Consider the following 26,918-nt stretch of genomic DNA (forward strand, 5'->3'; position numbering starts at 1 on the left):
CGGCGCCAGAACCTTTGATGCCTTGTTCGAAGCCCTTGGTGACATCTGTGACATGTTCCATCCAGACGAATGCTGGAACTTCCTCAAAGCTGCCGGATATGCCTCAGATTAAATGCAAAACGCTTTATGGCCATGTCATGAAGGGCACGGGGCATGGCATTTCGCCCGACGGGCTGTCGGTCGCGCTGAGCTTTCTGAAAGAGCGGTTCGCCGAAAAAACGTGACGTTTCCGATCCAGCGGGGTTGCGGTCGCGAAACCGGACCCTACCTTTCTGGGGAACCTGCCGAGGAGATACCGCATGAGCTTGATCTGGTTGACTGCACTGGTCCTGGTTCCGGTCGCCCTGATGGCCGCGCATGGCGCGCGGATGCGCCCGCAGCGCGTCGCCGTCCGCGCGAAACGCTGATCACGCCCAGATTGCGGGATCCGCAAGCTCGATCGAATTTCCGGCCGGGTCGCGAAAATAAAGCGACCTGCCGCCCTGGGGCCAGGTGAAATCCGCCTCGATCTCGATGCCCGCCTTTTCCAGATGGCTGCGCCAGGCGTCGAAGGCTTCCGGCGCCGCCGCCATGCAGAAATGTCCGGCGCCGGTCGTGCCATGCGGCGGGACCGGTAGCCTTGCATCCTCGCGCGGCGCCTGCCGCGTGGCTTCGGCGCGAAAAACCAGCAGAACCTGCGCGCCGCAGCGGAAAAACACATGCCGGCCCGGCACCCGCGCAATCTCGGGCAGGCCGATGATCTCGGTCCAGAAACGGGCGGCAGCCTCCAGATCCTCGGCATAAAGCGCCGATTCCAGCGTGCCCAGCAGCGGCGGCGGTTGCGTCATGGCCACCATCCTGACAGCAAGCCGAGCGGAAGGCGAGTCCCGCTTGACCATCCGCGCGCCCCGGGAAAGATGGCGCCGAACAACATCAGGAGTGCGCGTAATGGCGTGGGTCTATCTGGGCGTGGCCGGCATTCTCGAGATTGTCTGGGCCTATTCGATGAAACTCTCCGAGGGGTTTACCCGCCCCGGTCCGACCGTCGTGACCCTGGTCGGCACGGTGGCCAGTTTCTGGTTCCTGTCGCTGTCGATGAAGGTGCTGCCCCTGGGCACGGCCTATGTCATCTGGACCGGGATCGGCGCGGTGGGGGCCTTTGTGCTGGGCATCACCATTCTGGGCGAATCCGTCGATATCATGCGGCTGATCGCGGCGGCGCTGATCGTGACCGGCCTGCTGCTGATGAAACTCGCCTCGCCACATTAGTCGCGGGTTGTCACGCCCCTGTCACGCCTGACGGATATTTCATCCACAGGCATACATTCGGGGACTTGTCAGTCGTCAGCCGCCATATATAGTTGTGCGCATGATTGCCGACATGTTCCGGGCTAGGTAAGTGAGGGTCGATGCTCGACGACCAAGGTGATTTCAGAACCCAATTCGTGCGTGAGCCGGCAGGGTTGCGGCAACACCCGGCGCTTGTGCTCAACGCGGATTTCCGCCCGCTCAGCTACTACCCGCTATCGCTCTGGCCCTGGCAGGAGGCGGTCAAGGCGGTGTTTCTGGAGCGGGTCCAGATCATCGCCGAATATGACGAGGTGGTGCGAAGCCAGAGGCATTCGATACGCATCCCCTCGGTGGTGGTACTGAAAGATTTCGTAAAACCCCAGAAGCGCGTGGCATTCACGCGCTTCAATCTTTTTCTGCGGGACGAATTCTGCTGCCAGTATTGCGGCGCGAAGGGGGACCTGACCTTTGACCATGTCATCCCGCGCTCGCGCGGCGGAATCACCAGCTGGGAAAACGTGGTTGCCGCCTGTTCGCCCTGCAATCTGAAAAAGGCCAACAAGTCTCTGCGCAATTCCGGGCTGAAGCTGCGCCGTCCGCCGCGCCGCCCCATGCCCGAGGAAATGCACGCGGTCGGCCGGCGCTTTCCGCCGAACCACCTGCATGAAAGCTGGATGGATTTTCTTTACTGGGATACCGAACTGGAAAGCTGATAGCCGCTGCTGCGGGCGAAACGCTAATGCTTGTGATGGTCACGCGCGCTCAGATGCACGAGCGCCGCGGCCAGCAAGGCCACAAGGCCAAGCGCGAACAGGGGAATCCCCGCCGCATTGGCCATCCAGATCGTCACTCCGGCGGCCAGAATCACGACCAGAATCAGCAACAGGAAATGTGGCAGCGGCATGACGTCCTCCTGCGCCCAATATGGCCTTTGTTGCCGGGGGCGAAAAGACCCCTTTGGCCGATTTGGCGCGGACCCGCCGAGAAAGCGCGAAAAATCCCATGTAACGCAGCGGAAGCGGCGGGATTGCCATAGCCAGTGTTCGCTAAATGTTCTAATCTGGGCGAATGACCCTGCCACCCCGCGACCCGGATGAAATCCTGCGCGCGCGGGGCGCCGACACGCGCCCCGCGGCCCGGTTCGAGCCCTATCGGACCGAGCGCGAGCATGACGGCTGGGACATCCCGGCCGAGCCATCGCTGCTGCGGACCGAGGTGACGCATGAGCGCGGGCGCTCGATCATCAGCCGCAACAGGTCACCCGACATTCCCTTTGATCGTTCGGTCAATCCCTATCGGGGTTGCGAACATGGCTGCATCTATTGTTTCGCGCGGCCCTCGCACGCCTATCTTGGGCTGTCGCCGGGGCTGGATTTCGAGACGAAGATCACCGCCAAGCCCAATGCCGCCGAACTGCTCGCGGCGCAGATCGGCCGGCCCGGTTATGCGGTGGCGCCGATCGCCTTCGGCACCAATACAGATCCTTACCAGCCGGTCGAATCGCAGCTGGGCATCATGCGCGGCTGTCTGCAGGTGCTGCATGACTGGAACCATCCGCTCAGCCTTGTGACGCGCGGCGCGACGGTGATGCGCGATCTGGATCTGCTGGGCGCGATGGCGGGCCGGGGGCAGGTGGCGGCGGGGGTCTCGATCACCACGCTGGACGCCGCGCTGGCCCGCCAGCTCGAGCCGCGCGCGCCGGCGCCCGCGACACGGCTGCGCATGATCCGGGCGCTGGCCGGGGCGGGGGTGCCGGTCCGGGTCATGGTCGCCCCGGTCATCCCGGTGCTGACCGAGCCCGAGCTCGAGCGCATCATGCAGGCCGCGCGCGAAGCCGGGGCTACCGCGGCGAGCATGATCCCGCTGCGCCTGCCGCTTGAGGTCGCGCCGCTGTTTCGCGACTGGCTGGAGCGCCACCACCCCGGCAAGGCGGCCCATGTCATGGCGCGCGTTCAGGCGATGCGCGGCGGCCGGGACAACGATCCGCGTTTCGGCACCCGCATGCGCGGCGAGGGGATCGAGGCCGATCTGCTGCGGCAGCGCTTTCGGCTGGCGCGCAAACGGCTGGGGCTGGCCGGCGGGGTCGAGGCGCTGGATTGCAGCCGCTTCGCGCCGCCGCCGCGAACAGGCGATCAGCTGGCGCTGTTCTGATTCGGACGCGGCCGTTTCATTCGTCCGAGGGGCCGCTTGCCGCCATGGCCGCCGCGATCCGGGCCATGATCGTCTCGGTGCTGGGACGCGGGCCGCGCGGGGCGCGGATCAGAGCATCGCGCATCGCCGCCAGATGCGCCGGGGTCGTGCCGCAGCAGCCGCCGATGATCCGCACGCCCATGTCGCGCGCCAGCACCGCGAATTCGGCCATGACTTCGGGCGTGGCATCGTAAAGCAGCCCGTCATCGTGATAGCGCGGCACGCCGGCATTGGGCTTGGCGATCAGCGGCCGCTCGTTGCCCGAGGCGGCGAATCCCGACAGCGCCAGCAGCAGCTCGGCCGGACCCGTGCCGCAATTCGCGCCATAGGCCAGCGGCGGATAAGGCAGGCGATCAATGAGCGCGCCCAGCTGCGCCGGGCTTACCCCCATCATGCTGCGGCCGCCCGGCTCAAAGCTCATCATGCCGCACCACGGCAGGCCCACGGTCTGGGCGGCGCGCGCCGCGGCACGCATTTCCTCGATGGCGCTGACGGTTTCGACCCAGAGGATATCCGCGCCGCCGCGCTTCAGCGCCTGCGCCTGTTCGGTGAATATCTCGGTGGCCTCTGTCTCGGTCAGATGGCCGACCGGGGTCATGATCTCGCCGGTCGGCCCCATCGAGCCGGCCACGATCACCGCCCGGCCCGAAGCCGCGACCGCCTCGCGGGCAAGCCGGGCGGCGCCCAGGTTCACCTCGGCCACCCGGCTCTCGGCGCCCGACACGCGCAGCCGGCGGGCATTGCCGCCGAAACTGTTCGTCAGGATGATATCGGCGCCCGAGGCGATCATCTGCCGGTGCAGGCCGCGCACCTTGTCGGGATGGGAATCGTTCCACAGATCCGGCGCCTGCCCATGGACCAGCCCCATATTGTAAAGATTGGTGCCCATCGCGCCATCGGCCAGCAGCCAGGGCCGTTCGCCAAGCATCCGGGACAGTTGATTGGTCATGCTGGCCATCCTTTCAATGCAGGCCGGCGCCGGGTGCAGGGCAGCCGGTATTCGATCGGCAGGCGCGCCGTTCAGCGCGACCGGATCATGCCCATGATTTCCTTGGTCCGCTCGACGACAGGCCGGGCGATGGCTGTTGCTCGCACGGCGCCTTCGCCCAGGATCCGGTCGATCTCGGCCGGGTCGGCCATGAATTCGCTCATCCTGGCGGTGATCGGCGCCAGCACCTCGACCGCGACCTCGGCCAGGGCAGGCTTGAAGGCGCCGAAGCCCTGACCCTCGAAACGCGACAGGATCATGTCGCCCGTCTCGCCGGACAGGGCGGCATAGATGTTCACCAGATTGCGGGCCTCGGGGCGGTCCTTCAGCCCCTCCATGCTGCCGGGCAGGGGTTCGGCATCGGTGCGCGCCTTGCGGATCTTCTGGGCGATGGCATCGGCATCGTCGGTCAGGTTGATCCGCGCCGCATCCGAAGGGTCGGATTTCGACATCTTCTTGCTGCCGTCGCGCAGCGACATGACGCGGGTCGCCGTGCCCTCGATCAGCGGCTCGGTGATCGGGAAGAACTCGACGCCGTAATCGTGGTTGAACTTGGCGGCGATGTCGCGGGTCAGTTCCAGATGCTGCTTCTGATCCTCGCCCACCGGGACGGCGGTGGCGTGATAGGCCAGGATATCGGCCGCCATCAGCGAGGGATAGGCCAGGAGGCCAAGGCTCGAGTTCTCGCTGTTCTTGCCGGCCTTGTCCTTGAACTGGGTCATCCGGTACATCCAGCCGACCCGCGCCACCGTGTTGAACAGCCAGGCCAGTTCCGCATGCTGGGTGACCTGGCTCTGGTTGAACAGCACCGATTGCGCCGGATCCACCCCCGAGGCCATGAAAGCCGCCGCCACCTCGCGCGTGTTGTGGCGCAGCTTTTCCGGCTCCTGCCAGACGGTGATCGCATGCAGGTCGACGACGCAATAGATGGTCTCGGCGCCCTTGCCCTGATATTCGGCGAAACGCTTGAGCGCGCCCAGGTAATTGCCCAGCGTCAACCCCCCTGAGGGCTGGATGCCGGAGAAAATGCGGGGGGCGAAGCTCGTCGTCATGGTACTACCTGCTTGGAAAATCCCGGCCGCTGGCTTACCCCTTGCCCCGTCCGGGCGCAACAGCCCAACCAGACGAGGAAGCAAGATGCGCCCCGGTTACGATGAATCGCCCCTGAACCCCGTGCCGCCCGTGATCTGGGCGCTGGTCCTGCCGATGATCGCCTGCGAGGCCTATTTCGGGCTGGGCCAGATCGGTTTTCTGGGCGGCGGCCAGCCCGGCGCCGGGCTCGCGCTGCGCCAGATCGTGGCCGAGCGCGCGGCCTATGTTCCCGAATTCGTGCTGCGGTTGTGGCAACTGGGGATAGTCACGCTGGATCAGGGCTGGCGCATCCTGACCTATGCCTTTGTCCATCTGTCGATCACCCATGCGCTGTTCGTCATCGTCTTCATCCTGGCGCTTGGCAACCTGATCGCAAGCCAGTTCCGGCCCTGGGCGGTTCTGGCGCTGTTTTTCGGCTCGGCCATCGGCGGCGCGCTGATCTACACGCTGGCCGCGGGGGTCTTGCCGCAGGTCCGGTTCCAGCCGCTGATCGGCGGTTATCCGGCGGTCTACGGCTTTGTCGGCGCCTTTACCTTTCTGCTCTGGACGCGACTCGGGCAGCAGAACGCCAACCGGATGCGGGCCTTCACGCTGATCGGCATGCTGCTGCTGTTCCAGCTGGTCTTTGGCATCATCTTTCAGGATGGCAGCCTGACCTGGATCGCCGAGATCGCGGGCTTCGGCTGCGGATTCCTGTTGTCCTTCGTGCTGGTGCCGGGCGGCATCGCGCGGGTGATGCGCCAGATCCGTCAGCGCTGACGCCGCAGCCCGGCGCGCAGGTCCGAGGCACGGATCGCGCCAAGCGCGATGGCCGCCATGCCGTAACAGGCCATGCCGCCAAGGACCAGCGCGGCCAGCGCCGCATAGCGCATGCGCGGCGTGTAAAGCATGTCGCCCAGCCCCAGCTTGATGAGCCAGATCGCCGCGCCCATGACCAGCGAGGCGACAAGGATGCGGGGCAGGCGCCGCCTGAGCCGGCTGTCCGGCCGCGCCGCCTCGCCAAAGCGGCGGCTGCCCAGCCAGAGCTGCGCGGCCATGGTCCAGCCCGCGACGGTGGTGCCAAGGGCGGCGGCGGAAAAGCCGATCAGCGGCGCCAGCCCCAGGGCGACCAGCGCATTCACCAGCATCGCACCCAGGGCAAAGCGGAACGGGCTGCGCGTGTCCTCGCGCGCGAAATAGAGCGGTTGCAGCACCTTTTGCAGCACGAATGCCGGCAGGCCCGCGCCATAGATCGCCAGCGCCAGCGCGGTCGGGCCGACATCGCTTTCCAGAAAGGCGCCGCGCATGAACAGCACCGAGATCAGCGGATAGCTGGCCATGACCAGCGCCACGGCGGCGGGCACGGTCAGGAACAGCGCGAATTCGGTAGCCCGGTTATAGGCATTGCGGCCGCCATCGGTATCGCCCGCCTTGAGCCGGCGCGAGATATCGGGCAGCAGCACGATGCCGATGGCGATGCCGACCACGCCCAGCGGCAGCTGGTAAAGCCTGTCGGCATTGGTCAGCCAGGCAATGGCGCCGTCAAAGAACGACCCCACCTGCCGCCCGACCAGAAGGTTGATCTGCACCACGCCGCCGGCCAGCACGGCGGGCGCGGCCACCGCCAGCAGGCGCCTCATCTCGGGCGACAGGCGCGGCCGGTGCAGGCGCAGCGGGAAGCCCATGCGCTTGGCCGCCCACCAGACGCAGACGAGCTGCGCGATGCCCGAGACCGGCGTGGACCAGGCCATGGCCAGCCCCATGTCCCAGCCGAAGCGATCGGCCAGCAGCATGGCCGCGATCAGGATGAAGTTCATCAGCACCGGCGCGGCGGCGGCGGCGATGAAGCGCCCGCCCGCGTTCAGCAGCCCCGACAGGAGCGCGGTCAGCGAGATGAACAGGATATAGGGAAAACAGATGCGGCCATAGGTGACAGCCAGATCGAAACGCGCGTCGCCCCGAAAGCCGGCGGCCTGAAGAAAGACCAGCCACGGCATGGCGAAATTCGCGATGACCGAGACGAGCAGCACCACGAAGGCGAGCCCCGAGAATGCCTGTTCGGCGAAACCGCGCGGATCCTCGCCCGCCTCCAGCCGCTTGGCGAACATCGGCACGAAGGCGGTGTTGAAGGCGCCTTCGGCAAAGAATCGACGGAACATGTTGGGCAGGGTGAAGGCCACGATATAGGCCTGCGCCACCGGGCCGGTGCCCAGATAGGCGGCGATCATCACGTCGCGGACAAAGCCCACCACGCGGCTGGCCAATGTCCAGGCCCCGACGGAAAGAAAGCCGCGGATAAGTCTGATCGGTTTCATGCTGGTCTTTTCGTGTCCCCTGAAGGCGCTCGCCTCAGCCCCCGGCGCGTTCGGCGCGCTCGGCCCCGTCCTTGATCGCCTGGCGCAGTTTCTTCTCCAGCGATTCGCGCTTTTGCGCCTGATGCAGTTTCAGCCCGAACATGTCCTTGACGTAGAACGTGTCGACGACCTGCGCGCCGAAGGTGGCGATGACCGCGCTGGCGATCTGGATATGGTTGTCGGCCAGGGTCCGGGTCAGATCGTAAAGCAGGCCGGGGCGGTCGCGCGTATCGACCTCGATCACGGTATAGACGTCGCTGCCTTCGTTATCGAAGATGATATGGGTCGGAAAGCGGAATGCGCGCTCGCGTTTTCGGGGCTTGTCGCGGCCGGCCAGTTCGTCGCGGGCGACGATCTCGCCGCGCAGGGTGCGCTGGATCATCTTGCGCAGCCGCGGCAGCCGGTCGGCGGAATAGGGGTGGCCGTCGCTGTCCTGCAGCCAGAACACGGCGGTCGCGAAGCCGTCCCGGGTGGTATAGGTGCGCGCATCGACGATATTGGCGCCGACCAGCGCCAGCGCCCCCGCCAGCCGCGAGAACAGGCCCGGATGGTCGGCCAGCACAAAGGCTGCCCGCGTCGCGTCGCGATCGTGGTCGGGATGCAGGTCGATGCGGAAATCGTCGCCGTCCAGCCCGGCCAGCATCTCGGCAAAGACGAATTGCGTATCGGTCGGCAGGCCCGTCCAGTAGCTGTCATAATGCCGCGACAGTTCCGCCTTGATCGCCCTTGGCTCCCATCCCCGCGCGCTCAGCAGATGGCGCAGCGAGCGCTTGCCCTCGCCGGTGCGCTGCTCGCGGTTGATTTCCTCCAGCCCGTTTTCCAGCGCCGCCGTGGCCTCGCTGTGCAATCTGCGCAGCAGCATGGCCTTCCAGTTGTTCCAGGTGCCGGGGCCGACGCCGCGAATGTCGCAGACGGTCAGCACCAGCAGCAGGTCGAGCCGTTTCTTGGTCTTTACCGCCTTGGCGAAATCGCGCAGCACCCGGGGGTCGGCGATGTCGCGTTTCTGCGCCACGTCGGACATCAGCAGATGGTTGCGGATCAGCCATTCGATGGTCTCGATCTCGTCGGCGGGCAGGCCGAAGCGGGTGCAGATGCGCCGCGCGATCCTGGCGCCGAGGATCGAGTGATCCTCGCTCCGGCCCTTGCCGATATCGTGCAGAAGCACCGCCAGGTAGATGACCCTGCGGTTGACCTTGCCGGCCATGATTCCGGTGACCACGGGCAGGTCCTCGCCCTCGGCGCCGCGCTCGATATCCGCCAGCGCGACGACGCATTGGATCAGGTGCTCGTCCACGGTGTAATGGTGATAGACGTTGAACTGCATCATCGCCACGACCGGCGCGAATTCGGGGATAAAGGCCGCCAGCACGCCCAGTTCGTTCATCCGCCGCAGCGCGCGTTCCGGATTGCCGTGTTTCAGCAGCAGGTCGAGAAAGATCCGTACCCCCTCGGGGTTCGAGCGCATGCCATCGTCGATCATGTCCAGATTCGAGGTCACGGCGCGCATGGCCTCGGGGTGGATCAGGATGCCGGTGCGCAGCCCCTCTTCGAACAGGCGCAGCACGTTCAGCGGATCGGACAGGAATTCCCGTTCGTCGGTGAAGCTGAGCCGGCCGCGATCCATGCGAAAGCCGGGCCGCAGGCGTCGGCGGCGCTGGAACAGCCGGTTGATGATCGGCGCCCGGTAGAGGTGGCGCGCCTCGAGCGCGACCAGAAAGACGCGGGTCAGTTCGCCCACCCGGGTCGCGTGCAGGAAGTAATCCTGCATGAAGATCTCGACGGCCCGCCGCCCGCCGCGATCGCGATAGCCCATGCGCCCGGCCACCGCGACCTGCATATCGAACGTCAGCTGATCGGCGCTGCGCCCGGCGATCAGGTGCAGATGGCAGCGCACCGCCCAGAGGAAATCCTCGGCCTGCCAGAAGGTCAGGTGTTCCTCGCGGGTAAAGAATCCCAGATCGACCAGTTCCACGGCGCGATCCACGCGATGGATGTATTTCGCGATCCAGTAGAGCGTCTGCAGGTCGCGCAGCCCGCCCTTGCCCTCTTTCACGTTGGGTTCGAGCACATAGCGCTGACCGCCCTGGCGGCGATGGCGCTCGGCGCGCTCGGCCAGCTTGGCCTCGATGAATTCGGGGATCGAGTTGTCGAACAGTTCGGACCACAGGCGGTCGCGCAATGTCTCGGCGGTATGGGCATGACCGCAGACCAGACGGTGCTCGAGCAGGCTAGTGCGGATGGTCATGTCCTCGGCGCCCAGCCGGATGCAGTCATCGACCGTGCGGGTGGCCTGCCCGATCTTCATCTTCAGGTCCCACAGCATGTAGAGCATCGATTCCACGACGCTTTCGGTCCAGCCGCGGATTTTCCACGGCGTCAGGAACAGCAGGTCCACATCCGATTGCGGGGCCATTTCGGCGCGGCCATAGCCGCCGATGGCCAGAACGGCCAGCCGCTCGGCATCGGTGGGGCTGGGAAGCGGGTGCAGGATCGTGGTCGCGACATGGTGAATCGCGGTCACCGTGGCGTCGGTCAGGCTGGCGATGGCGCGCACCGTTTCGCGCGCGGCGCGGGGATGCGACATGAAGCCCGCGGCGATATCGTCAATGGCATCGGCGCGCGCCTTGCCGACGATCTCGACGGTTTTCGCCCGGATGGCGCGCGGCTCGGTAATATCGCCGAGCGCCTCGGTCAGGTATGGCAGAAAGGTTTCGGCTGCGAACAGCATATGCGCCCCGGGCAGGGCCGGGGCGCTTTGCTGCGGCTGGTCGGTACTGACCGCGCCCAAGATCAGAACCCGAACCCGCTGAAGCTGCGCGGCGCGGGATCCAGAATGACCGCCTGGCCGTTGCGGATGGTGGCCACCGCCAATGCCCGCTCGTTGCTGCCGTCGCGGCGCAGGCGGAACGCGCCCGAGATGCCGGCGAAACCGGCATTCTGCGTCAGCCCCGAGGTGGTCAGCGCATTGCGCTTGCCGGCGCGGACCAGCGCCGCGATGGCCGCCACCCCGTCATAACCGAGCGAGCCCAGCCCATGCGGCGCCTCGCCGTAGAGCGAGCGGTAGCGCTGCTCGAACTGCGCCGCCATGGTGGTGTCGGGAATGGCGAACCAGCCGCCCTGCACGCCGCGCAGTTGCAGCCTGGCCGAGGGCTGGTCCCAGCGGGTCAGCCCCATCATCTGCACTGTGGCCGAGGTCACGCCGGCATCGGCCAGGCTGTCGGTCAGATAGGGCAGCACGGCGCCCTGATTAGCGGTCAGGAAAACCGCATCGACATTGCCCGAGAGCGCGGCCTGGCTGACATTCGGGATGATCCCGTCGATCCCCTGTTTCGACAGCGGGTGGATCGCCGTGCCCGCCAGCGTCGCGCCGTTGCTCTGGATGGCCCGCTCGATGGCGCGGGCGCCGACTTGACCGGCGGTGTCATCCTCGGCCACCAGCAGGATGCGCCGCTTGCCGTTGCGGACACCGTATTTCACCAATCGGTTCGCGACATTGTCGAAGGTATTGCCCAGCACGAAGACATTGCCGCCCGCGATATCGGTATTGTTGGAGAATGACAGCACGTTCACGCCCCGGGGCGCCATTGCGTTGCCCACGGCATTGGCGCTGTCGGCGAATAGCGGACCAAGGATGATCCCGGCGCCCTCGTCCACCGCCTGATTGGCCGTGGCCGCAGCCGCCGCCGGGTCCGAGCCGACGGAATAGACGCGCAGGTCGATGGTCGCGCCCTGGGCGTCGGCCATGGCCATCTTGGCGGAATTGCTCAGCGAGCGGGCGAGCCAGTCCAGATCGGCATCACCGGTTCCCGAAGGGACCAGCATCGCCACCCGGACGGGCTGCGAGGGATCGATCATCTGGCCGGTCTGGGGGCCGGTCGCGCCCTCTCCCAGAGGGGCGCAGGCGGCCAGTGTCAACGCCGATAGGACGGCTCCGACGCGGGCAAGCGGTCGGCGCAGTTCGAAAGCGCCGCGGATCGTTGTAAGGACGGTCATGGCGTGATTCCCTGTGGTCTCGAGGCTGGGGTGTCGTCGAGGGCAGGTTATTGGCATAAGCGGGACATGGCAACTTGCCCGCGCGCCGGCGGTCGCAGCAACAAGGAGACGACATGGAAGACAGCGCCAGCACAACCGGGACGGGCGCGCGACCGCTGTCGCTGAGCGTCGATGTGACCGCGCCCGAGCCGGGGCTTTATCTGGTGGCAACCCCGATCGGCAGCGCGCGGGACATCACATTGCGGGCGCTGGACCTGCTCAACACCGCCGATGTCCTGGCCGCCGAGGACACGCGCCGGCTGCGCCACCTGATGGATATTCATGGCATTCACCTGCGCGGTCGGCGGATCATCGCGTATCACGACCACAATGCCGAGCGGCAGCGTCCGGCGATCCTGGCCGCGCTGGCCGATGGCAAATCGGTCGGCTACGCGTCGGATGCGGGAACCCCGCTGGTGGCCGATCCCGGCTACCGTCTGGCGCGGGACGCGGCCGAGGCGGGCTTTTCGGTCCGGGCCTTGCCCGGCCCCTCGGCCGCGCTGGTCGCCCTGTCGGTTTCGGGCTTGCCCAGCGATCGCTTTCTTTTCGTCGGCTTTCCGCCTGCGGCCGCGGGCGCGCGACGCAAATGGATCGCCGGCTGGCGTGATGTCGAGGCGACGGTGATCGTCTTTGAAAGCCCCCGGCGCGTTAAACAATTATTGGAAGATATCTGCGAGGCTGAGGCGAATCGAGCTACGGTGATCTGCCGGGAACTGACCAAGAAATTCGAAGAGGTGATGCGGGGCACGGCGGCGGAATTGCTGGAACAAATTCCCGAACAGGGGCTGCGGGGCGAAATTGTCGTCCTGTTCGGCCGCCCGGAGGCCGAGCCAGCCGATGAGCAGGCGCTGCGTGAGGCCCTGTCGGGCTTGCTGGGGCGGTTTTCCGTCAGGGAGGCCGCGGCCCAGGTCGCGAGCCGCTGCGGCGTGCCGCGCCGCGATGTCTATGCGCTGGCTTTGGCCATGAAAAAGGAACGCGAATGAGACATGAGAGATCTTTCCGGGGCGCCCCGGTGTCGCCCGACCAGGCGCGGGTACAGCGCGGCCGCGTGTCGCAGTCGGCCGGGCGGCTGGCCGAGGAATCGGTGGCGCGGGCCTATATGGATCGGGGATGCGAAGTGATTGCCGAGCGCTGGCGTGGTCAGGGCGGAGAGATCGACCTGATCCTGCGCCAGGGCGAGGAATATGTCTTTGTCGAGGTCAAGAAATCCAGCAGCCATGACCGTGCCGCCGAAAGAATCACCCGCCGGCAAATCATGCGAATTTGCAGCGCCGCGCTGGAATTCTGTGGCCGGATGCCGGCTGGATTGCTGACCGCGATGCGCTTTGACGCGGCGCTGGTGGATCGGTTCGGCCGGATCGAAATCGTCGAAAACGCATTTGGTGCAAACTGACTTGTGATCTTGCAAAGCGGGCAGCCGCGGGTCAGAACTCCGCCCATGGCAGGCTGGAGCTGATAACATGAGTCTTTACGTGGCCCTGCAGATGGATCCGATCGAGCATGTCTCGATTGATGGGGACAGTACATTTCGTTTGGGGCTCGAGGCCGAGGCGCGCGGTCATCGGCTGTTTCAGTATACCGTCGATCGGCTGAGCTATTGCGAGGGGCGGGTGATCGCTCGCGGCCGTCCGGTGACATTGCGGCGTCGGGCCAGCGATCATGTCACGTTCGGTGACTGGGCCGAGGTCGATCTGGCCGAGTTCGACGTGATCTGGCTGCGCCAGGACCCACCTTTCGATATGGCCTATATTACCAATACCCATCTTCTGGACCGCGTGCATCCGAAGACGTTTGTCGTCAACGACCCGTTCTGGGTCCGCAACAGCCCGGAAAAGCTTCTGGTGCTGGATTTTCCCGATCTGACGCCGCCGACCCTGATCACTCGTGATCTGTCCCAGATCCGCGATTTTCGCGCGCGGCACGGAGACATGATAATCAAGCCGCTATATGGCAATGGCGGGGCGGGGATCTTCCACTTGCGGCCGAACGACCCCAATCTTTCCTCCTTGATCGAAACCTTCTCGGCGAATAGCCGTGAGCCGGTCATCGTCCAGAAATTTCTGCCTGCGGTGGCCATGGGCGACAAGCGGATCATCCTCGTCGATGGCGAGCCGGTCGGTGCGATCAACCGCATACCGGTCGCGGGCGAGGCGCGCTCGAACATGCATGTGGGCGGGCGTGCCGAAAAGATCGGATTGACCGAGCGCGAGCGTGAAATCTGCGCGACGATTGCGCCTGTCTTGCGCGAGAAGGGGCTGCTTTTCACCGGGATCGACGTGATTGACGGCTGGCTGACCGAGATCAATGTGACCTCGCCAACCGGCATTCAGGAACTCGAGCGTTTCGATGGCGTGAATGCGGCGGGGCTGATCTGGGATGCGATCGAGAGGAAGTTGGCGGAAAGAGCCTGAGGCGTTCCGTGGCCTTGTTGGCGGCAGGCGCATTGTGGGGCTTCTGTCGAGCCGGAGACACGGCATCGGTTCTGCCGTCAAGAACGGTGCGCAAAGGGACGGGCCGGTTTCAAATTCCGGGCTGACGCTGCCTGCTGGGGTTCGGTTGCAGGTCCGGTCATGCGCGCGAGGATCACAGGCTGTAACGCCTAAATGCACGCCGCTGCGCTGGACCATGGCATCCGGGGACATGCGGTGATGATCGTTCGGAGACCGGGGCAGAGCGTCACCCCGACGAAGTTGCGTCAACCCTTGGAGGCGTCAGTTCGTCAGAGACGATCAGTCTGTTCATGGGCCTCGATTCCCGAATCCCTTCATCACGAGAGCCGGAGCCTGTCGCCCGCTGTCGGACAAGACAGCCGCGGGCCGAACATCCGATCCTGGGTGCCGGCGCGGTTGCGGGACGGCCCGGCGCAGGCTAATCCTGTCACAACGACATAAGAAAGAAGGAATACCGCAATGCGGGCATTCGTATTTCCGGGGCAGGGCGCTCAGGTCATCGGCATGGGACGCGAACTGGCCGAGGCCTATCCGGCCGCGCGGGCGGTCTTTGCCGAGGTGGATGAGGCTTTGGGCGAGCCGCTCTCGGAGCTGATCTGGACCGGCGATATCGAAACGCTGACCCTGACCCAGAACGCCCAGCCGGCGCTGATGGCGACCTCGATGGCGGCGTTCCGGGCGCTTGAGGCCGAGGGTTTCGGTATCGGTGACGCGGATTTCGTGGCCGGTCACTCCCTGGGTGAATATTCGGCGCTTTGCGCGGCCGGCGCGCTGACCCTGGCCGATACCGCGCGGTTGCTGCGCCTGCGTGGCGCGGCCATGCAGGAGGCGGTGCCGGTCGGGCAGGGCGCGATGGCAGCGATCCTGGGGCTGGATTACGCCGCCGTCGATCAGATCGCCCGCGACGCCGCCGAGGGCGAGGTCTGTCAGGCCGCCAATGACAATGACCCGGCACAGGTGGTGATCTCGGGGCACAGGGAGGCCGTCGAGCGCGCGGCCGCGCTGGCCAGGGAACGCGGCGCCAAGCGTGCGCTGATGCTGCCCGTCTCGGCGCCCTTCCATTCGGCGCTGATGCAGCCGGCGGCCGCGGCAATGGCCGAGGCCCTTGCGGCGATCGAGATCAGCGCGCCGGAAGTGCCGGTGATCGCCAATGTGCGCGCCGAGCCGGTGACCGAGCCCGGCGCCATCCGCCGCCTGCTGGTCGAGCAGGTGACCGGCGCCGTGCGCTGGCGCGAGTCCATCGAATTTCTGACCGGGGCCGGTGTCACGGAATTTTGGGAGATCGGCGCCGGAAAGGCGCTGTCGGGGATGATCCGGCGCATTGCCAAAGAGGCCGTGGTCAGGAATGTCGGCGTTCCGGCCGATATCGCGGCGCTAAAGGGCTGAAAGCGGGCGCTGCCCCGATCCCCGCGGGTATCCTCGGGGACATATGACATCAAAGAATGAGGCATGGAATGTTCGATCTGAGCGGAAAGAAGGCGCTGGTGACCGGCGCGTCGGGCGGGATCGGAGGTGCGGTGGCGCAAGCGCTGCACGCCGCCGGCGCCACGCTGGTGCTCTCGGGAACGCGCGAGGCGCCGCTGCGGGAACTGGCCGCGACGCTGGGCGAGCGCGTTCATGTCGTGACCGCCGATCTGGGCAATGCCGAGGCGGTCGAGGCCCTGCCCAAGGCGGCGGCCGAGGCAGCGGGCGGCGTCGATATCCTGGTCAACAATGCCGGGATCACGCGCGACAATCTGTTCATGCGGATGTCGGATGAGGAATGGGCGCAGGTCCTGGAGGTCAACCTGACCTCGAGCTTCCGGCTGTGCCGCGCCGTTCTGCGCGGCATGATGAAGGCCCGCTGGGGCCGGATCGTCAATATCGGCTCGGTCGTGGGGGCGACCGGCAATCCCGGTCAGGGCAATTATGCCGCCGCCAAGGCGGGGCTGGTCGGCATGTCCAAGAGCCTGGCCTATGAGGTCGCCTCGCGCGGGATCACGGTGAACTGCGTCTCGCCGGGCTTTATCGAGACCGCGATGACCGAAAAACTGAATGAGGAACAGAAGGGCCGGATCCTGGCCCAGATCCCCGCCGGGCGGATGGGTTCCGCCAGCGAGATCGCCGCCGCCGTGCTGTTCCTGACCAGCCCCGAGGCGGGCTATATTACCGGCGCCACGCTGCATGTGAATGGCGGCATGGCGATGATCTGATAATGGTTTATGCGGGTTGCAAGATCACGTTCGCGTGCTATATCCCGCTGACAAGGCTGCAGGGGGACCGCCCCGGGCTACGGCCGGCGATTGCTGGAACATTCTGGGCGGATGCCCGCGAAAACGAGGAAAAGACATGAGCGATATCGCTGATCGCGTGAAGAAAATTGTCGTCGAGCATCTGGGCGTCGATGAAGAAAAGGTGACCGAGAGCGCCTCGTTCATCGACGATCTGGGCGCCGACTCGCTGGATACTGTTGAACTGGTGATGGCGTTCGAAGAGGAGTTCGGTATCGAGATCCCCGACGACGCCGCCGAAACCATCCAGACCTTTGGCGATGCGGTGAAGTTCATCCAGGGCGCGGTCTGAACCAGCGCTGACGGATTTGCGGGGCGGTGCTTTCCTGACGGAAGCGCCGCCCTTTTTCTTTGGGCTGAAGGGGTTCGCTCGCGCATCGCGGATTTCAGCCGGGGGCGATTGCGCAGCCGGGGCGTTCGCGCCTAGATTGGCGCCATGCCTGACAACGCCCCCCGATTCATCCACCTGCGTACGCATTCCGAACATTCGCTGCTGGAGGGCGCGGTTCCGGTCAAGAAACTGGCCGAGCTGGCGGCGCAGAACGGCATGCCCGCCGTCGCGCTGACCGATACCAATGCGCTCTTCGCGGCGCTGGAGTTTTCCGTCAAGGCGCAGGATGCCGGCGTGCAGCCGATCATCGGCTGTCAGGTCACGCTCGAGACCGGCGCGGTGACCGGCCCGGTCGTGCTGCTGGCGCAGGATCAGGCGGGCTGGCTGAACCTGATGGATATCTCGACCTGCCTTTACCTGCGCGGCGACGGTTCGCTGCCGCATGTCACGCTGGAGGAACTTGAGGCGCGTTCGGCGGGTCTGATCTGCCTGACCGGCGGCGCGCAGGGCCCTTTGGGCCAGATGGTCGCGCAGGGACATCTGCCCGAGGCACGCGCCCTGGCCCAGCGTCTGGCGGCGGCCTTTCCGACCCGGCTTTACGTCGAATTGCAGCGCCACCACGATGCCGAAGGCCGCCCGATGCCTGAGGAACAGGCGGCCGAAGGCGGCATGATCGACATCGCCTATGCGCTGGATCTGCCACTGGTCGCCACCAATGATGTCTATTTCCCCAAGGCGGACCTTTATGATGCGCATGACGCGCTGATCTGCATTTCCGAACGCGCCTATGTCGATCAGACCGCACCCCGCCGCCGCCTGACGCCGCAGCATTACTTCAAGTCCCCGGCCGAGATGGCGGCGCTCTTTGCCGATCTGCCCGAGGCCATCGAGAACACGGTGGAGATCGCCCGCCGCTGCGCCTTTGCCGTTTCCCGGCACGAGCCGATCCTGCCGAAATTCGCCGATGACGAGGTCGAGGAACTGCGCCGTCAGGCCTGGGACGGGCTGCGCGCGCGGCTGGCGATCATCCCCCATGCCGTCAGCGTCGAGGAATATGAGGCGCGCCTGAAATTCGAGCTGGGCATCATCGAGCAGATGGGCTTTCCCGGGTATTTCCTGATCGTTGCCGATTTCATCAAATGGGCCAAGGATCAGGGCATTCCGGTCGGGCCGGGCCGGGGTTCGGGCGCGGGCAGTCTTGTCGCCTATGCGTTGACGATTACCGATTTGGATCCATTGCGTTACAGCCTGCTGTTCGAGCGGTTTCTAAATCCTGAGCGGGTCAGCATGCCCGATTTCGACATCGATTTCTGCATGGACCGCCGCGAAGAGGTGATCCGCTACGTTCAGGAGAAATACGGCCGCGAGAAGGTCGGCCAGATCATCACCTTCGGCGCGCTGCTCTCCAAGGCGGCGGTGCGCGATGTCGGGCGCGTGCTGCAACTGCCCTTCGGCCAGGTCGATCGCCTCTCCAAGATGATCCCGGTCGAGGGCGTCAAGCCGGTCAGCGTCACCAAGGCCCTGGCCGATGAGCCGCGCCTGCGCGAGGCCGCCAAGGAAGAGGTCGTCGCCCGCCTGCTGGACTATGCCGCCAAGATCGAGGGGCTGCTCAGGAACGCCTCGACCCATGCCGCCGGCGTGGTGATCGGCGACCGGCCGCTGCACCATCTGGTGCCGCTTTACCGCGATCCGGCCTCGGACATGCCGGCCACGCAGTTCAACATGAAATGGGTCGAGCAGGCCGGGCTGGTCAAATTCGACTTTCTGGGCCTCAAGACCCTGACCGTGATCCAGAACGCGGTCGACCTGATCAATGGCGGCGGCCGGCCGCTGCATGTAGCGGCCGACGGGCGCCAGCTTTATCAGCCGGCCGAGGGCGCGGAAAACCAGATCAACGCCATCCCCCTGGACGACAAACCGAGTTACGATCTGTTCGCCAGCGCCCGCACGGTGGCCGTGTTCCAGGTCGAAAGCTCGGGCATGATGGATGCGCTGCGGCGGATGAAGCCGACCTGCATCGAGGATATCGTGGCGCTGGTGGCGCTGTACCGTCCCGGCCCGATGGAGAACATCCCGACCTATTGCGAGGTCAAGAACGGCGTCCGCGATCTGGAATCGATCCATCCCAGCATCGACCATATCCTGGCCGAAACCCAGGGCATCATCGTCTATCAGGAACAGGTGATGCAGATCGCGCAGGTCATGGCCGGCTACAGCCTGGGCGGCGCCGACCTGCTGCGCCGCGCCATGGGCAAGAAGATCGCCGAGGAAATGGCCAAGGAGCGGCCGAAATTCGTCGACGGCTCGGTTGCGAACGGGGTCGATTCAAAGAAGGCCGGGGAAGTATTTGACCTGTTGGAGAAATTCGCCAATTACGGTTTCAACAAATCGCATGCGGCGGCCTATGCCGTGGTCAGCTACCAGACCGCCTGGCTCAAGGCCAATCACCCGGTCGAATTCATGGCGGCGGTGATGAATTGCGACATTCATCTGACTGACAAGCTGGCGGTCTATAAGCGCGAGGCCGACCGGATGGGGATCGAGACCGTGCCGCCCTGCGTCAACCGCTCAGATGCGACGTTCACCGTCAGGGAGGGCCGCATCCTTTACGCGCTTGGCGCGCTCAAGGGCGTCGGCGTCGAGGCGATGCGGATGATCGTGCAGGCGCGCGGCGACCGGGCTTTCAAGGACATGCATGATTTTGCCCGCCGCGTGGACATGCGCCGCGTCGGCAAGCGCCCGCTGGAGATGCTGGCCCGTGCCGGTGCCTTCGACATGCTGGAGGAAAGCCGCGCCAGGGTGCTGAAATCGCTGGACGGGCTGGTGGCATGGTCGGCTGCCGTGCAAGAGGCTGCGCAATCCAGCCAGTCCTCGCTTTTCGGTGGCGGCGAGGATCTGCCGCCGCCGCGCCCGGTGCCGGCGCCGATCTGGATGCCGGCCGAAAAGCTGGGCGAGGAACATGCGGCCATCGGCTTTTACCTGTCGGGCCATCCGCTGGACGATTACCAGCCCGCGCTGCGCCGCAAGGGCGTGCAGACCCTGGCCGAGGTGACGGCTGCGGCGCAGGACGGGGCGCTGGTCGCGTCGATGGCCGGGACGGTCGCCAACCGGCAGGAAAAGAAATCCGCGCGCGGCACGCGCTACGCCTTTGTCGGCCTGTCCGATCCGACCGGGCTTTACGAGGTCACCGTGTTTTCCGACACGCTGGACGCGCATCGCCAGCATCTGGAACCGGGCGAGAATGTCGTGCTGCAGGTGCAGGTCGAGCCCTCGGGCGATCAGGTCAAGCTGCTGGCGCGCGGCGTCACGCCGCTGGACCAGTATGTCGCCGATGCCGGCGCCAACCGGCTGGCGGTCGAGATCATCGGGCCGGACGCCGTGCCCGGCATCGCCGCGGCGCTGGCGCGCATCCAGGCCCAGATCCGCGCCCCCGCGCGCGCCTGCGGCCCGATCTCGCTGCGGCTCAAGGATGGCGAGGATCTGGTCGATATCGAAATCACCGCCGAGGCGCCGCTGACCACGCCCGCGCGGCAGGCCTTGCGGGTGGTGCCGGGGGTTCTGGACGTGCTGGAGGAATAGGTTTGGCATCCGGTTGGGCGGCGGGCCTGATGCCCCCGGATGCCGAAAAGTTGACGATTCAGGAGAGGTTTCGATGAAAGCACCCGTAATTCGCAATGGCGGCATACCGACGCAGGACGGGGCCGTGACCCGTTATCTGGCCGATGAGCTGACCGGCCGGCCCTGGTACAATCCCAACAAGCCGGTGATCTTCGTCAACGGGATGTTGAATGACGGCGCCGGACATGCCGAGAACGCCACCCGCCTGTCGGCCATGCTGGGCGCCAGCGTCTATGGCGTGTTCAACAAGTCGCAGGGCGGGCTGGTCGATCTGGTCCAGTGCCTGACCGACAAGCTGAAATTCGCCAGCCTGCAGAAGCCGGACCAAAAGGTTCTGGCGCATGGCTCGCCCGCGAATCTGCTGCTGAGCAAATATCTGGGGCCGGCCGCCCTGGCCCTGCCGCCGCGTTCGGATTTCGGCAGCTGGCACGCGATCACCGAGGCGCTGTATCAGCTGGAAAAGGCTGCGGCCCCCGGCCTTTCCAAGGACGATTATGTTCATGGCCTGCTGGGCGACAACGCGGCGACGCGGGCGCTTTACGCGCTGCTTCTGGCCGCGCCGGGCGGCATGCTGGGCACGCCGATCCATGCCCATAGCCAGGGCAATCTGATCGTCTCGAACGCGCTGACCGGGGTGGCTCTGGCGCGCGGCGCCGGCGCGATCCGGGGGCTTGAGGTGTTCAGCTATGGCTCGCCGGTTCAGGGCTGGCCCGACGGGCTGCGGCGGGTCAACAATGCCCTGACTTTTGACGGTGTCGGATTGCTGGACCTGACCATGGACTGGAGCAGTTCCAAGGTGGGCTATCGCTTTTCGCACGGGCTGAACCCGCTGACCCATGCGTTCAGGTATTACGCCGAGGCCGACCCGGAATTCGTGATCAACCGTTTCCGCACCGGCGGCTGGGGCATGACCGTCAACATGGACGAAAAGGGGCTTGCCAGATTTCTGGTCTCGCTGGGCAACAATACCGAGCGCCTGAAAAGGATCTTCGACCGGCTGGAAAAATCGCATTGGAGCGACAGCGACGATGTGGCGCTGGAATATGTCGGCCTGCTTTCGGACAGGGAACTGGTCGCGCTGCGCGACAGCGATGGCGGGGCTCTTGTCGCGCAACTGATCCGCTTGCTGGGCGCGGGCTATCTGGCGGGAAGCGAGCGCCGCGCGATCGAGCGTCTGCGGGCAATCCAGCCGCTGTCCTGACCGCGCATTGCGCGGCACGGGTCCCGGCCCCTTGCCGCGCGTTCAGCGCCGGCCGAAGCGTTGCTTGAGCAATCTCTGGGAGCGGTAATCGTCGTTCAGCAGAATGCGCAGGTTGCGCCGGCCTTCCACCGAGAGCTTCTTGCTGAAAAGCTCGTCCCGGTTGTCATAGCCGGCGGTGAATTCGGCCTTGTCATGGCCGACCTCCAGGCGCCTTTTGGCATAGCGCTCGTCCATTGCCGCGGCAAAATTCTGCAGATCCTCGGCCAGGCGTTCGGTTTCGCACAGCCATGTCCGCGCCTTTGGCAGGGCAGTCACGACATCCGCCGGCACGTACCAGCCCTGGCCCATGCCCATATGGCCAAAGCGCGAAAACTCCAATGCGCGCGCGGCCTTGTCGCTGTCATCCGAGGATAAGGCGCAGGCCAGCATGTCGGCGGTGCGGAACTCCTCGAAGAATGGCTTGACATAGGGCGCCCGGGTCTTCTCGTTGAGAAAGAACCTGTGCTTGTCCCAGTTGAAGGCCGAAACGAAGCGGCTGATCGGGTCGCGCAGCGCGATCAGATAGGTGAATTCCTTCTGCGTGCCGAACAGGGTTTCACGCAGCAACTGGTTGGCGTTGCGGGTGTGCAGCTCGAACATCGCGTGGTTGCGGGTCAGACCGCGCCTGAGGGCCTTCATGACGCTGCCGCCGGCGCATTTGCCGACATGGACAAAGACGATTCCCGCCCTTTTCTCGGCCTCCATTTCGGCCAGCGAAGGATTCATGACGGCGGTCATTGGTCTAAAGTTGGAGGCCAAGAGCTTGAGTTTCATATCCGTTGCCGTTCCAGCAGCAGTCCCGGAGGTCGCCGCGCTCTTATTAGGTGCTTTCCACAGGGTCACGCACTACCGGCTCATCGCATGGATCACAAGGCCGGCTTGCGGCCGGGGCGCGGGAAAGATCGGGGCGCGGCATTCCTGCCGCGCCCGCCAACCTGCGCGTTCGCGCCTTAGTTGCGGTCCTTGTCGACCATCTTGCCCTTGGAGATCCAGGGCATCATGGCGCGCAGCTTCTCGCCGACCTTCTCGATCTCGTGCTCGTCATTGATTCGGCGGGTGGCCTTGAAGAAGGGCTGGCCGACGGCATTTTCCTGCATGAAGTCGCGCACGAACTTGCCGGTCTGGATGTCGTTCAGCACGGCTTTCATGCGGGCCTTGGTCTCCTCATAGGGCAGGATGCGCGGGCCGCTGACATATTCGCCATATTCGGCAGTGTTGCTGATCGAGTAGTTCATGTTGGCGATGCCGCCTTCATAGATCAGATCGACGATCAGCTTCACCTCGTGCAGGCATTCGAAATAGGCCATTTCCGGCTCGTAACCGGCCTCGACCAGGGTTTCGAAGCCCATGCGGATCAGTTCGACCAGACCGCCGCACAGCACGGCCTGTTCGCCGAACAGGTCGGTTTCGCATTCCTGGCGGAAATTGGTCTCGATGATGCCGGAACGCCCGCCGCCGATGGCCGAGCAATAGCTGAGGCCCAGATCCATCGCCTTGCCGGTGGCGTCCTGATGCACCGCGACCAGGCAGGGCACGCCGCCGCCCTTGACATATTCGCCGCGCACCGTGTGGCCGGGGCCCTTGGGGGCCATCATGATGACATCGACGCCGGGTTTCGGCTCGATCAGGCCGAAATGCACGTTCAGACCGTGGGCAAAGGCGATCGCGGCGCCTTCCTTCAGGTTGTCATGGACGTACTTGCGATAGGTTTCGGCCTGCAATTCGTCGGGCATGGTGAACATGACCAGATCGGCCCAGGCGGCGGCTTCGGCGATGCCCATGACCTTGAGGCCTTCGGCTTCGGCCTTCTTGGCCGAGGGTGAGCCGTCGCGCAGCGCCACGACGACATTCTTGGCGCCGCTGTCGCGCAGGTTCAGCGCATGGGCATGGCCCTGGCTGCCATAGCCCAGCATGGCGATCTTCTTGTCCTTGATCAGGTTCACATCGCAGTCGCGATCATAGTAAACGCGCATGGCGTCCCTCCATAGTTGACGAAGGGATTACTAGCAGGGCCGCGCGGCCAGTTCTGTGCATTTTTCGCGGATTGTCTGGATATTTGATGATAGTCATGCCAGATTTGGCAAAAAGGTGAAAAATTCATGCCCGACGCCACCGATCGCCGCATCCTGCGCCAGCTTCTGGCGGATCCCGGCATCGCCAATGCCGAACTCGCCGAACGGGCAGGGGTCACGCCCGCCAGCCTGTGGCGCCGGCTGGAACGGATGCGCGAAACCGGCACCATCCGCGCGACCGAGAGCCGCATCGACTGGCGCCGGCTGGGATATGAGGTCGAGGTCAGCCTGCGCTTCACGCTGGACAAGACCGATCCGCGCGCCTTTGACGACTTCATCGCCGCTGCCCGCCGCGTGCCGGAAGTGACCGAGATCCAGACCTTTCTCGGCTCGGTCGATCTGCGGTTGTCGGTGATTGCCCGCGACATGGCGCATTGGCAGCAGATCTATCGCGAGAGCATCCTGACCCTGCCGCATGTCACCGATTCCGACGCGCTGATGCTGGTCAGCACCATCAAGGATGTGCAGGAGCTGCCGCTGTGAGCGATGCCGCCTTTGTCCCCGATGCGACCGATCTGGCGATCCTGCGCCTGCTGGCCGGCGACGCGACGCTGAGCGCGGCCGAGATCGGGCGCGAACTCGGCATGACGCAGCCCGCCACATGGCGGCGCATCCGGCGCCTGACCGAGGCGGGCGTGATCGCCGGGAGGCGGATCTCCGTCGATATGGCCGCGCTTGGCTTTGGCGTGACCGTGTTTCTGGGCATCCGGCTGGCCGCCAGGGGCCGCACCAGCCTTGAGGATTTCGAGCGCGCCGTGACCGCCATCCCCGAGGTTCAGACCGTCCAGCATGTGCTGGGCCAGTTCGATTACCGGCTGCGCATCCATGCCCGCGACATCGCCGATTTCGAACGCATCCTGCGCCGCCGCATCATGACCCTGCCCGGCGTGGGCCAGGTCGAAGCCAACGTGATGCTGTCCGAGGAACGCCGGCCCGGCCCGCTAGGTGTTTGAGCGCCCGCGACGGGTTGCTGGGGATCACCGCGATGGTGTTCCTGTCGGCGATGAAAGCGCCGAACGCAACGCCATCGATGAGCGGCGCTGCACCGACGCTGCGAAAGCGGTGGTCAGGCATCGCGCGAAAGCGCACAAGGTTGCCCGGGGCGTCGGTCAGCGCCAGAATCCTGGTGCTCATACCGCCTTCCGAGCGGCCAATGGCGTGGTTCTGAGGCCATATTTTGCGCGCTGGCCGTGCCGGCGCACTTTGACGATGCTGACGTCAACCATGGTGTATTCGATGTCTGGCTTATCCGGCATGGCGCAAAAAATCCGTTTTGAAACAATATTTTTCGTCAATCGCGAAACCGCCTGTACGCACTGTTCCAGTTGCCGGACCGGGCTGGAAGATCGCGCCATGACTGCCTGTCTGGACGATCCACAGCACCGCCTCCAAGAACAGCCGATTGTTCCCTCTGCTCCGCCCGGGGGCTGTAGTCTTGACCAGACTATGCGGCTCCTTCTTCGCACATTGGGCGTCCGTGAGCACAAAACCTTCCATCCAAAATGTGATTCACATCTGCTGACCGAGGCAAACCCCAACTCCCCGCAGAACTTAAAGCGCCAGCAGCAGCGCCAGCCCCAGCCCGATCAGCAGAACCGCGCGGCGATAGAGCGCCAGCCCGCGTGACAGATCGCCCGGGTCCGGGTCGCGGGCGGTTTCGTTCAGCCATGGCTCGGGTGACGGGATGCCGCCATAGCTGCGCGGCCCGGATAGCCTGACGCCAAGCGCGCCGGCCATGGCGGCCTCGGGCCAGCCGGCATTGGGCGAGCGGTGGCGACGGGCGTCGCGGCGCATGACCCTCCAGGCGTCGCGCGACCATGCGGCCAGCGCGAACAGCCCTCCGGTCAGGCGCGAGGCGGGCAGGTTCACCAGATCGTCCAGCCTTGCGGCCACGCGCCCGAACAGCGCGTGGCGCGGGCTCATATGGCCGATCATCGAATCCAGCGTGTTGATCGCCTTATAGGCCGCGATGCCCGGCAGCCCGGCAATGGCCGCCCAGAACAGCGGCGCCGTCACCCCGTCCGACGTGTTCTCGGCCAGGCTTTCCAGCGCGGCGCGGGCGATGGGGGCGGGGCGGTCGTCCAGGTCGCGGCCGACGATCATCGCGACGGCGGATCTGGCCCCGGCGGTATCGCCCGACGCCAGCGGCCGGGCCACCGCCGCGACGTGATCGTGTAGTGACCGCGCGGCGACCAGCGGCCAGGCCAGTATCCCCAGGAGCAGCGGTCCGGCGGGCAGGGGCAGCAGCAGCCATGTCAGCAGAAGGGCCGGGCCAAGGGCGGCGGCCAGTGCGATGCCGGTCGCCACAGCCCCGCGCAGCATGCGGTGGCGGCCATGGTTCAGCCGCCGGTCCAGCGCCGAGATCAGCGCGCCCAGCCAGACCACGGGATGCGATATGCGGCGAAACAGCGCCGCGGGCCAGCCGAGGGCTGCATCCAGCGCCAGTGCCACCAGCGCCACGGTCAGGGTCTGGTCGGACAGGATCATGGCGAGATCCGGTTCACAGCCTCGATCGCCCAGATGTCGCCGGCACGTGTCATCACCGTCAGCGACAGCGGCGCGACGGAAAAGGACAGCGCCGCCGGCCCGACCGCCAGCGCCAGCGCCGCCCGCGCGGTGCCGGCATGGGCGATGATCGCGGTGTTGCCCCGGGCGCGGTTCAGCACCGGCTGCACGCGCGCGGCCATGTCCAGAAAGCTCTCGCCGCCGGGCGGGCGATGGGCGGCCAGATCCCGGACCGGCAGCAGACCCAGGTCGGGCGGGGAGGCGCCCGGTTCCTCCCACGCGCCGAAATCCTGTTCCCACAGATCGGCGTGATATTCGGGCACAAGCCCCAATGCCGCGCAGGTCTGGCGGCAGCGCAGCGCCGGGCTGGCCCAGCAGGCATCCGCGCCGTTCAGCGCCCTTGCCGCCCAATCCATCGCGGCGCCATCGCTGCAATCGGCCGCGACATCGCGCCGCCCGGCCAGCCCGGGCCGGGCCAGCGGCGCATGGCGCAGAATCATCAGGCGGATCGCGTCGCTCATCGGGCCT

General features: G+C 65.7%; 26 protein-coding genes and 1 pseudogene. 16 read left to right on the forward strand and 11 right to left on the reverse strand.

Translation table 11 applies throughout. The features are described 5' to 3' along the window. Positions 1-224 (forward strand): annotated as a pseudogene (locus tag IT41_RS22040) (hypothetical protein); the annotation flags it as partial. Between the two features lie 183 nt (positions 225-407). Here IT41_RS22040 and IT41_RS11435 read toward each other — a convergent pair. Then, on the reverse strand, positions 408-827 hold the full coding sequence (locus IT41_RS11435; RefSeq protein WP_036741536.1) for a VOC family protein: 420 nt from the start codon (positions 825-827) through the stop codon (positions 408-410). A 100-nt stretch (positions 828-927) separates the two neighbouring features. Between IT41_RS11435 and IT41_RS11440 the strand changes: the two genes are divergently transcribed. Continuing rightward, on the forward strand, positions 928-1,248 hold the full coding sequence (locus IT41_RS11440) for a DMT family transporter (protein ID WP_036741398.1): 321 nt from the start codon (positions 928-930) through the stop codon (positions 1,246-1,248). Positions 1,249-1,388: 140 nt separating this feature from the next. After that, positions 1,389-1,982: an HNH endonuclease gene (locus IT41_RS11445; RefSeq protein ID WP_036741401.1), complete on the forward strand. Its 594-nt coding sequence runs from the start codon at positions 1,389-1,391 to the stop codon at positions 1,980-1,982. A 23-nt stretch (positions 1,983-2,005) separates the two neighbouring features. Here the strand turns inward: IT41_RS11445 and IT41_RS21295 are convergent, their stop codons facing one another. Then, on the reverse strand, positions 2,006-2,173 hold the full coding sequence (locus IT41_RS21295) for a hypothetical protein (RefSeq protein WP_175496384.1): 168 nt from the start codon (positions 2,171-2,173) through the stop codon (positions 2,006-2,008). 164 nt (positions 2,174-2,337) lie between these two features. On the opposite strand from IT41_RS21295, the gene IT41_RS11450 reads away from it, so the two are divergent. After that, complete coding sequence (locus IT41_RS11450; protein ID WP_036741404.1) at positions 2,338-3,420, forward strand: PA0069 family radical SAM protein; 1,083 nt, start codon at positions 2,338-2,340, stop codon at positions 3,418-3,420. A gap of 16 nt (positions 3,421-3,436) precedes the next feature. Here IT41_RS11450 and bmt read toward each other — a convergent pair whose 3' ends face one another. After that, complete coding sequence (bmt, locus tag IT41_RS11455; RefSeq protein ID WP_036741539.1) at positions 3,437-4,408, reverse strand: betaine--homocysteine S-methyltransferase; 972 nt, start codon at positions 4,406-4,408, stop codon at positions 3,437-3,439. Positions 4,409-4,479: 71 nt separating this feature from the next. Next, on the reverse strand, positions 4,480-5,499 hold the full coding sequence (trpS, locus tag IT41_RS11460) for a tryptophan--tRNA ligase (RefSeq protein ID WP_036741406.1): 1,020 nt from the start codon (positions 5,497-5,499) through the stop codon (positions 4,480-4,482). Positions 5,500-5,584: 85 nt separating this feature from the next. Between trpS and IT41_RS11465 the strand changes: the two genes are divergently transcribed. Continuing rightward, positions 5,585-6,298: a rhomboid family intramembrane serine protease gene (locus IT41_RS11465; protein ID WP_036741408.1), complete on the forward strand. Its 714-nt coding sequence runs from the start codon at positions 5,585-5,587 to the stop codon at positions 6,296-6,298. Here IT41_RS11465 and murJ read toward each other — a convergent pair. From murJ to IT41_RS11480, 3 genes are all read right to left on the reverse strand, one after another. Next, the gene (gene murJ, locus IT41_RS11470) at positions 6,289-7,833 is read right to left on the reverse strand and encodes a murein biosynthesis integral membrane protein MurJ (RefSeq protein WP_036741410.1); all 1,545 of its coding nucleotides are present in this window, start codon (positions 7,831-7,833) and stop codon (positions 6,289-6,291) included. The genes IT41_RS11465 and murJ overlap by 10 nt on opposite strands. Positions 7,834-7,867: 34 nt before the next feature. Continuing rightward, a complete protein-coding gene (locus IT41_RS11475) occupies positions 7,868-10,600 on the reverse strand; it encodes a [protein-PII] uridylyltransferase (RefSeq protein ID WP_139221620.1) in 2,733 nt (910 codons plus the stop codon). 62 nt (positions 10,601-10,662) lie between these two features. After that, positions 10,663-11,865 carry a penicillin-binding protein activator gene (locus IT41_RS11480; RefSeq protein WP_036741414.1) on the reverse strand — a complete coding sequence of 401 codons (1,203 nt, stop codon included), beginning with the start codon at positions 11,863-11,865 and terminating at the stop codon, positions 10,663-10,665. A gap of 113 nt (positions 11,866-11,978) precedes the next feature. Here IT41_RS11480 and rsmI point away from each other — a divergent pair, with 113 nt between their 5' ends. The 8 genes from rsmI (at position 11,979) to IT41_RS11520 (ending at position 21,774) form a co-directional block, all read left to right on the forward strand. Beyond that, positions 11,979-12,887: a 16S rRNA (cytidine(1402)-2'-O)-methyltransferase gene (rsmI, locus tag IT41_RS11485; RefSeq protein ID WP_036741417.1), complete on the forward strand. Its 909-nt coding sequence runs from the start codon at positions 11,979-11,981 to the stop codon at positions 12,885-12,887. Beyond that, a complete protein-coding gene (locus tag IT41_RS11490) occupies positions 12,884-13,297 on the forward strand; it encodes a YraN family protein (RefSeq protein ID WP_081967539.1) in 414 nt (137 codons plus the stop codon). Before rsmI ends, IT41_RS11490 begins: the two co-directional genes overlap by 4 nt. Before the next feature lie 67 nt (positions 13,298-13,364). Further along, complete coding sequence (gene gshB / locus IT41_RS11495; protein ID WP_036741421.1) at positions 13,365-14,315, forward strand: glutathione synthase; 951 nt, start codon at positions 13,365-13,367, stop codon at positions 14,313-14,315. Between the two features lie 498 nt (positions 14,316-14,813). Further along, positions 14,814-15,740, forward strand: coding sequence for an ACP S-malonyltransferase (fabD, locus tag IT41_RS11500; protein ID WP_036741423.1), 927 nt, complete (start codon positions 14,814-14,816; stop codon positions 15,738-15,740). 68 nt (positions 15,741-15,808) lie between these two features. Beyond that, the gene (fabG, locus tag IT41_RS11505) at positions 15,809-16,546 is read left to right on the forward strand and encodes a 3-oxoacyl-ACP reductase FabG (RefSeq protein ID WP_036741425.1); all 738 of its coding nucleotides are present in this window, start codon (positions 15,809-15,811) and stop codon (positions 16,544-16,546) included. Between the two features lie 136 nt (positions 16,547-16,682). Next, on the forward strand, positions 16,683-16,916 hold the full coding sequence (locus IT41_RS11510) for an acyl carrier protein (protein ID WP_036741427.1): 234 nt from the start codon (positions 16,683-16,685) through the stop codon (positions 16,914-16,916). A gap of 144 nt (positions 16,917-17,060) precedes the next feature. Then, positions 17,061-20,534, forward strand: coding sequence for a DNA polymerase III subunit alpha (gene dnaE / locus IT41_RS11515; RefSeq protein WP_036741430.1), 3,474 nt, complete (start codon positions 17,061-17,063; stop codon positions 20,532-20,534). A 73-nt stretch (positions 20,535-20,607) separates the two neighbouring features. After that, positions 20,608-21,774 carry a hypothetical protein gene (locus tag IT41_RS11520; RefSeq protein ID WP_036741433.1) on the forward strand — a complete coding sequence of 389 codons (1,167 nt, stop codon included), beginning with the start codon at positions 20,608-20,610 and terminating at the stop codon, positions 21,772-21,774. A 42-nt stretch (positions 21,775-21,816) separates the two neighbouring features. Here IT41_RS11520 and IT41_RS11525 read toward each other — a convergent pair whose 3' ends face one another. Both IT41_RS11525 and ilvC read right to left on the reverse strand, forming a co-directional pair. Then, on the reverse strand, positions 21,817-22,539 hold the full coding sequence (locus IT41_RS11525; RefSeq protein ID WP_175496383.1) for a sulfotransferase family 2 domain-containing protein: 723 nt from the start codon (positions 22,537-22,539) through the stop codon (positions 21,817-21,819). A 224-nt stretch (positions 22,540-22,763) separates the two neighbouring features. Continuing rightward, a complete protein-coding gene (gene ilvC, locus IT41_RS11530) occupies positions 22,764-23,786 on the reverse strand; it encodes a ketol-acid reductoisomerase (RefSeq protein WP_036741435.1) in 1,023 nt (340 codons plus the stop codon). Between the two features lie 126 nt (positions 23,787-23,912). Here ilvC and IT41_RS11535 point away from each other — a divergent pair, with 126 nt between their 5' ends. The 3 genes from IT41_RS11535 to IT41_RS21300 are packed head-to-tail and all read left to right on the forward strand — an operon-like array spanning position 23,913 to position 25,511. Next, a complete protein-coding gene (locus IT41_RS11535; protein WP_036741437.1) occupies positions 23,913-24,368 on the forward strand; it encodes an Lrp/AsnC family transcriptional regulator in 456 nt (151 codons plus the stop codon). After that, positions 24,365-24,838 carry an Lrp/AsnC family transcriptional regulator gene (locus tag IT41_RS11540; protein ID WP_036741440.1) on the forward strand — a complete coding sequence of 158 codons (474 nt, stop codon included), beginning with the start codon at positions 24,365-24,367 and terminating at the stop codon, positions 24,836-24,838. The genes IT41_RS11535 and IT41_RS11540 overlap by 4 nt, the downstream gene beginning before the upstream one ends. Beyond that, positions 24,831-25,511 (forward strand): hypothetical protein, encoded by a 681-nt coding sequence (locus IT41_RS21300; RefSeq protein ID WP_175496382.1) that lies wholly within the window; start codon positions 24,831-24,833, stop codon positions 25,509-25,511. The genes IT41_RS11540 and IT41_RS21300 overlap by 8 nt, the downstream gene beginning before the upstream one ends. Here the strand turns inward: IT41_RS21300 and cbiB are convergent. Next, positions 25,437-26,372, reverse strand: coding sequence for an adenosylcobinamide-phosphate synthase CbiB (cbiB, locus tag IT41_RS11545; protein WP_036741442.1), 936 nt, complete (start codon positions 26,370-26,372; stop codon positions 25,437-25,439). The genes IT41_RS21300 and cbiB overlap by 75 nt on opposite strands. After that, positions 26,369-26,911, reverse strand: a complete 543-nt coding sequence (locus IT41_RS11550) for a histidine phosphatase family protein (protein ID WP_036741444.1) — start codon at positions 26,909-26,911, stop codon at positions 26,369-26,371. Before IT41_RS11550 ends, cbiB begins: the two co-directional genes overlap by 4 nt. Positions 26,912-26,918: the final 7 nt, after the last annotated feature.

This window comes from Paracoccus halophilus (assembly GCF_000763905.1).
In the GTDB taxonomy this organism is placed as follows: Bacteria; Pseudomonadota; Alphaproteobacteria; order Rhodobacterales; family Rhodobacteraceae; genus Paracoccus; species Paracoccus halophilus.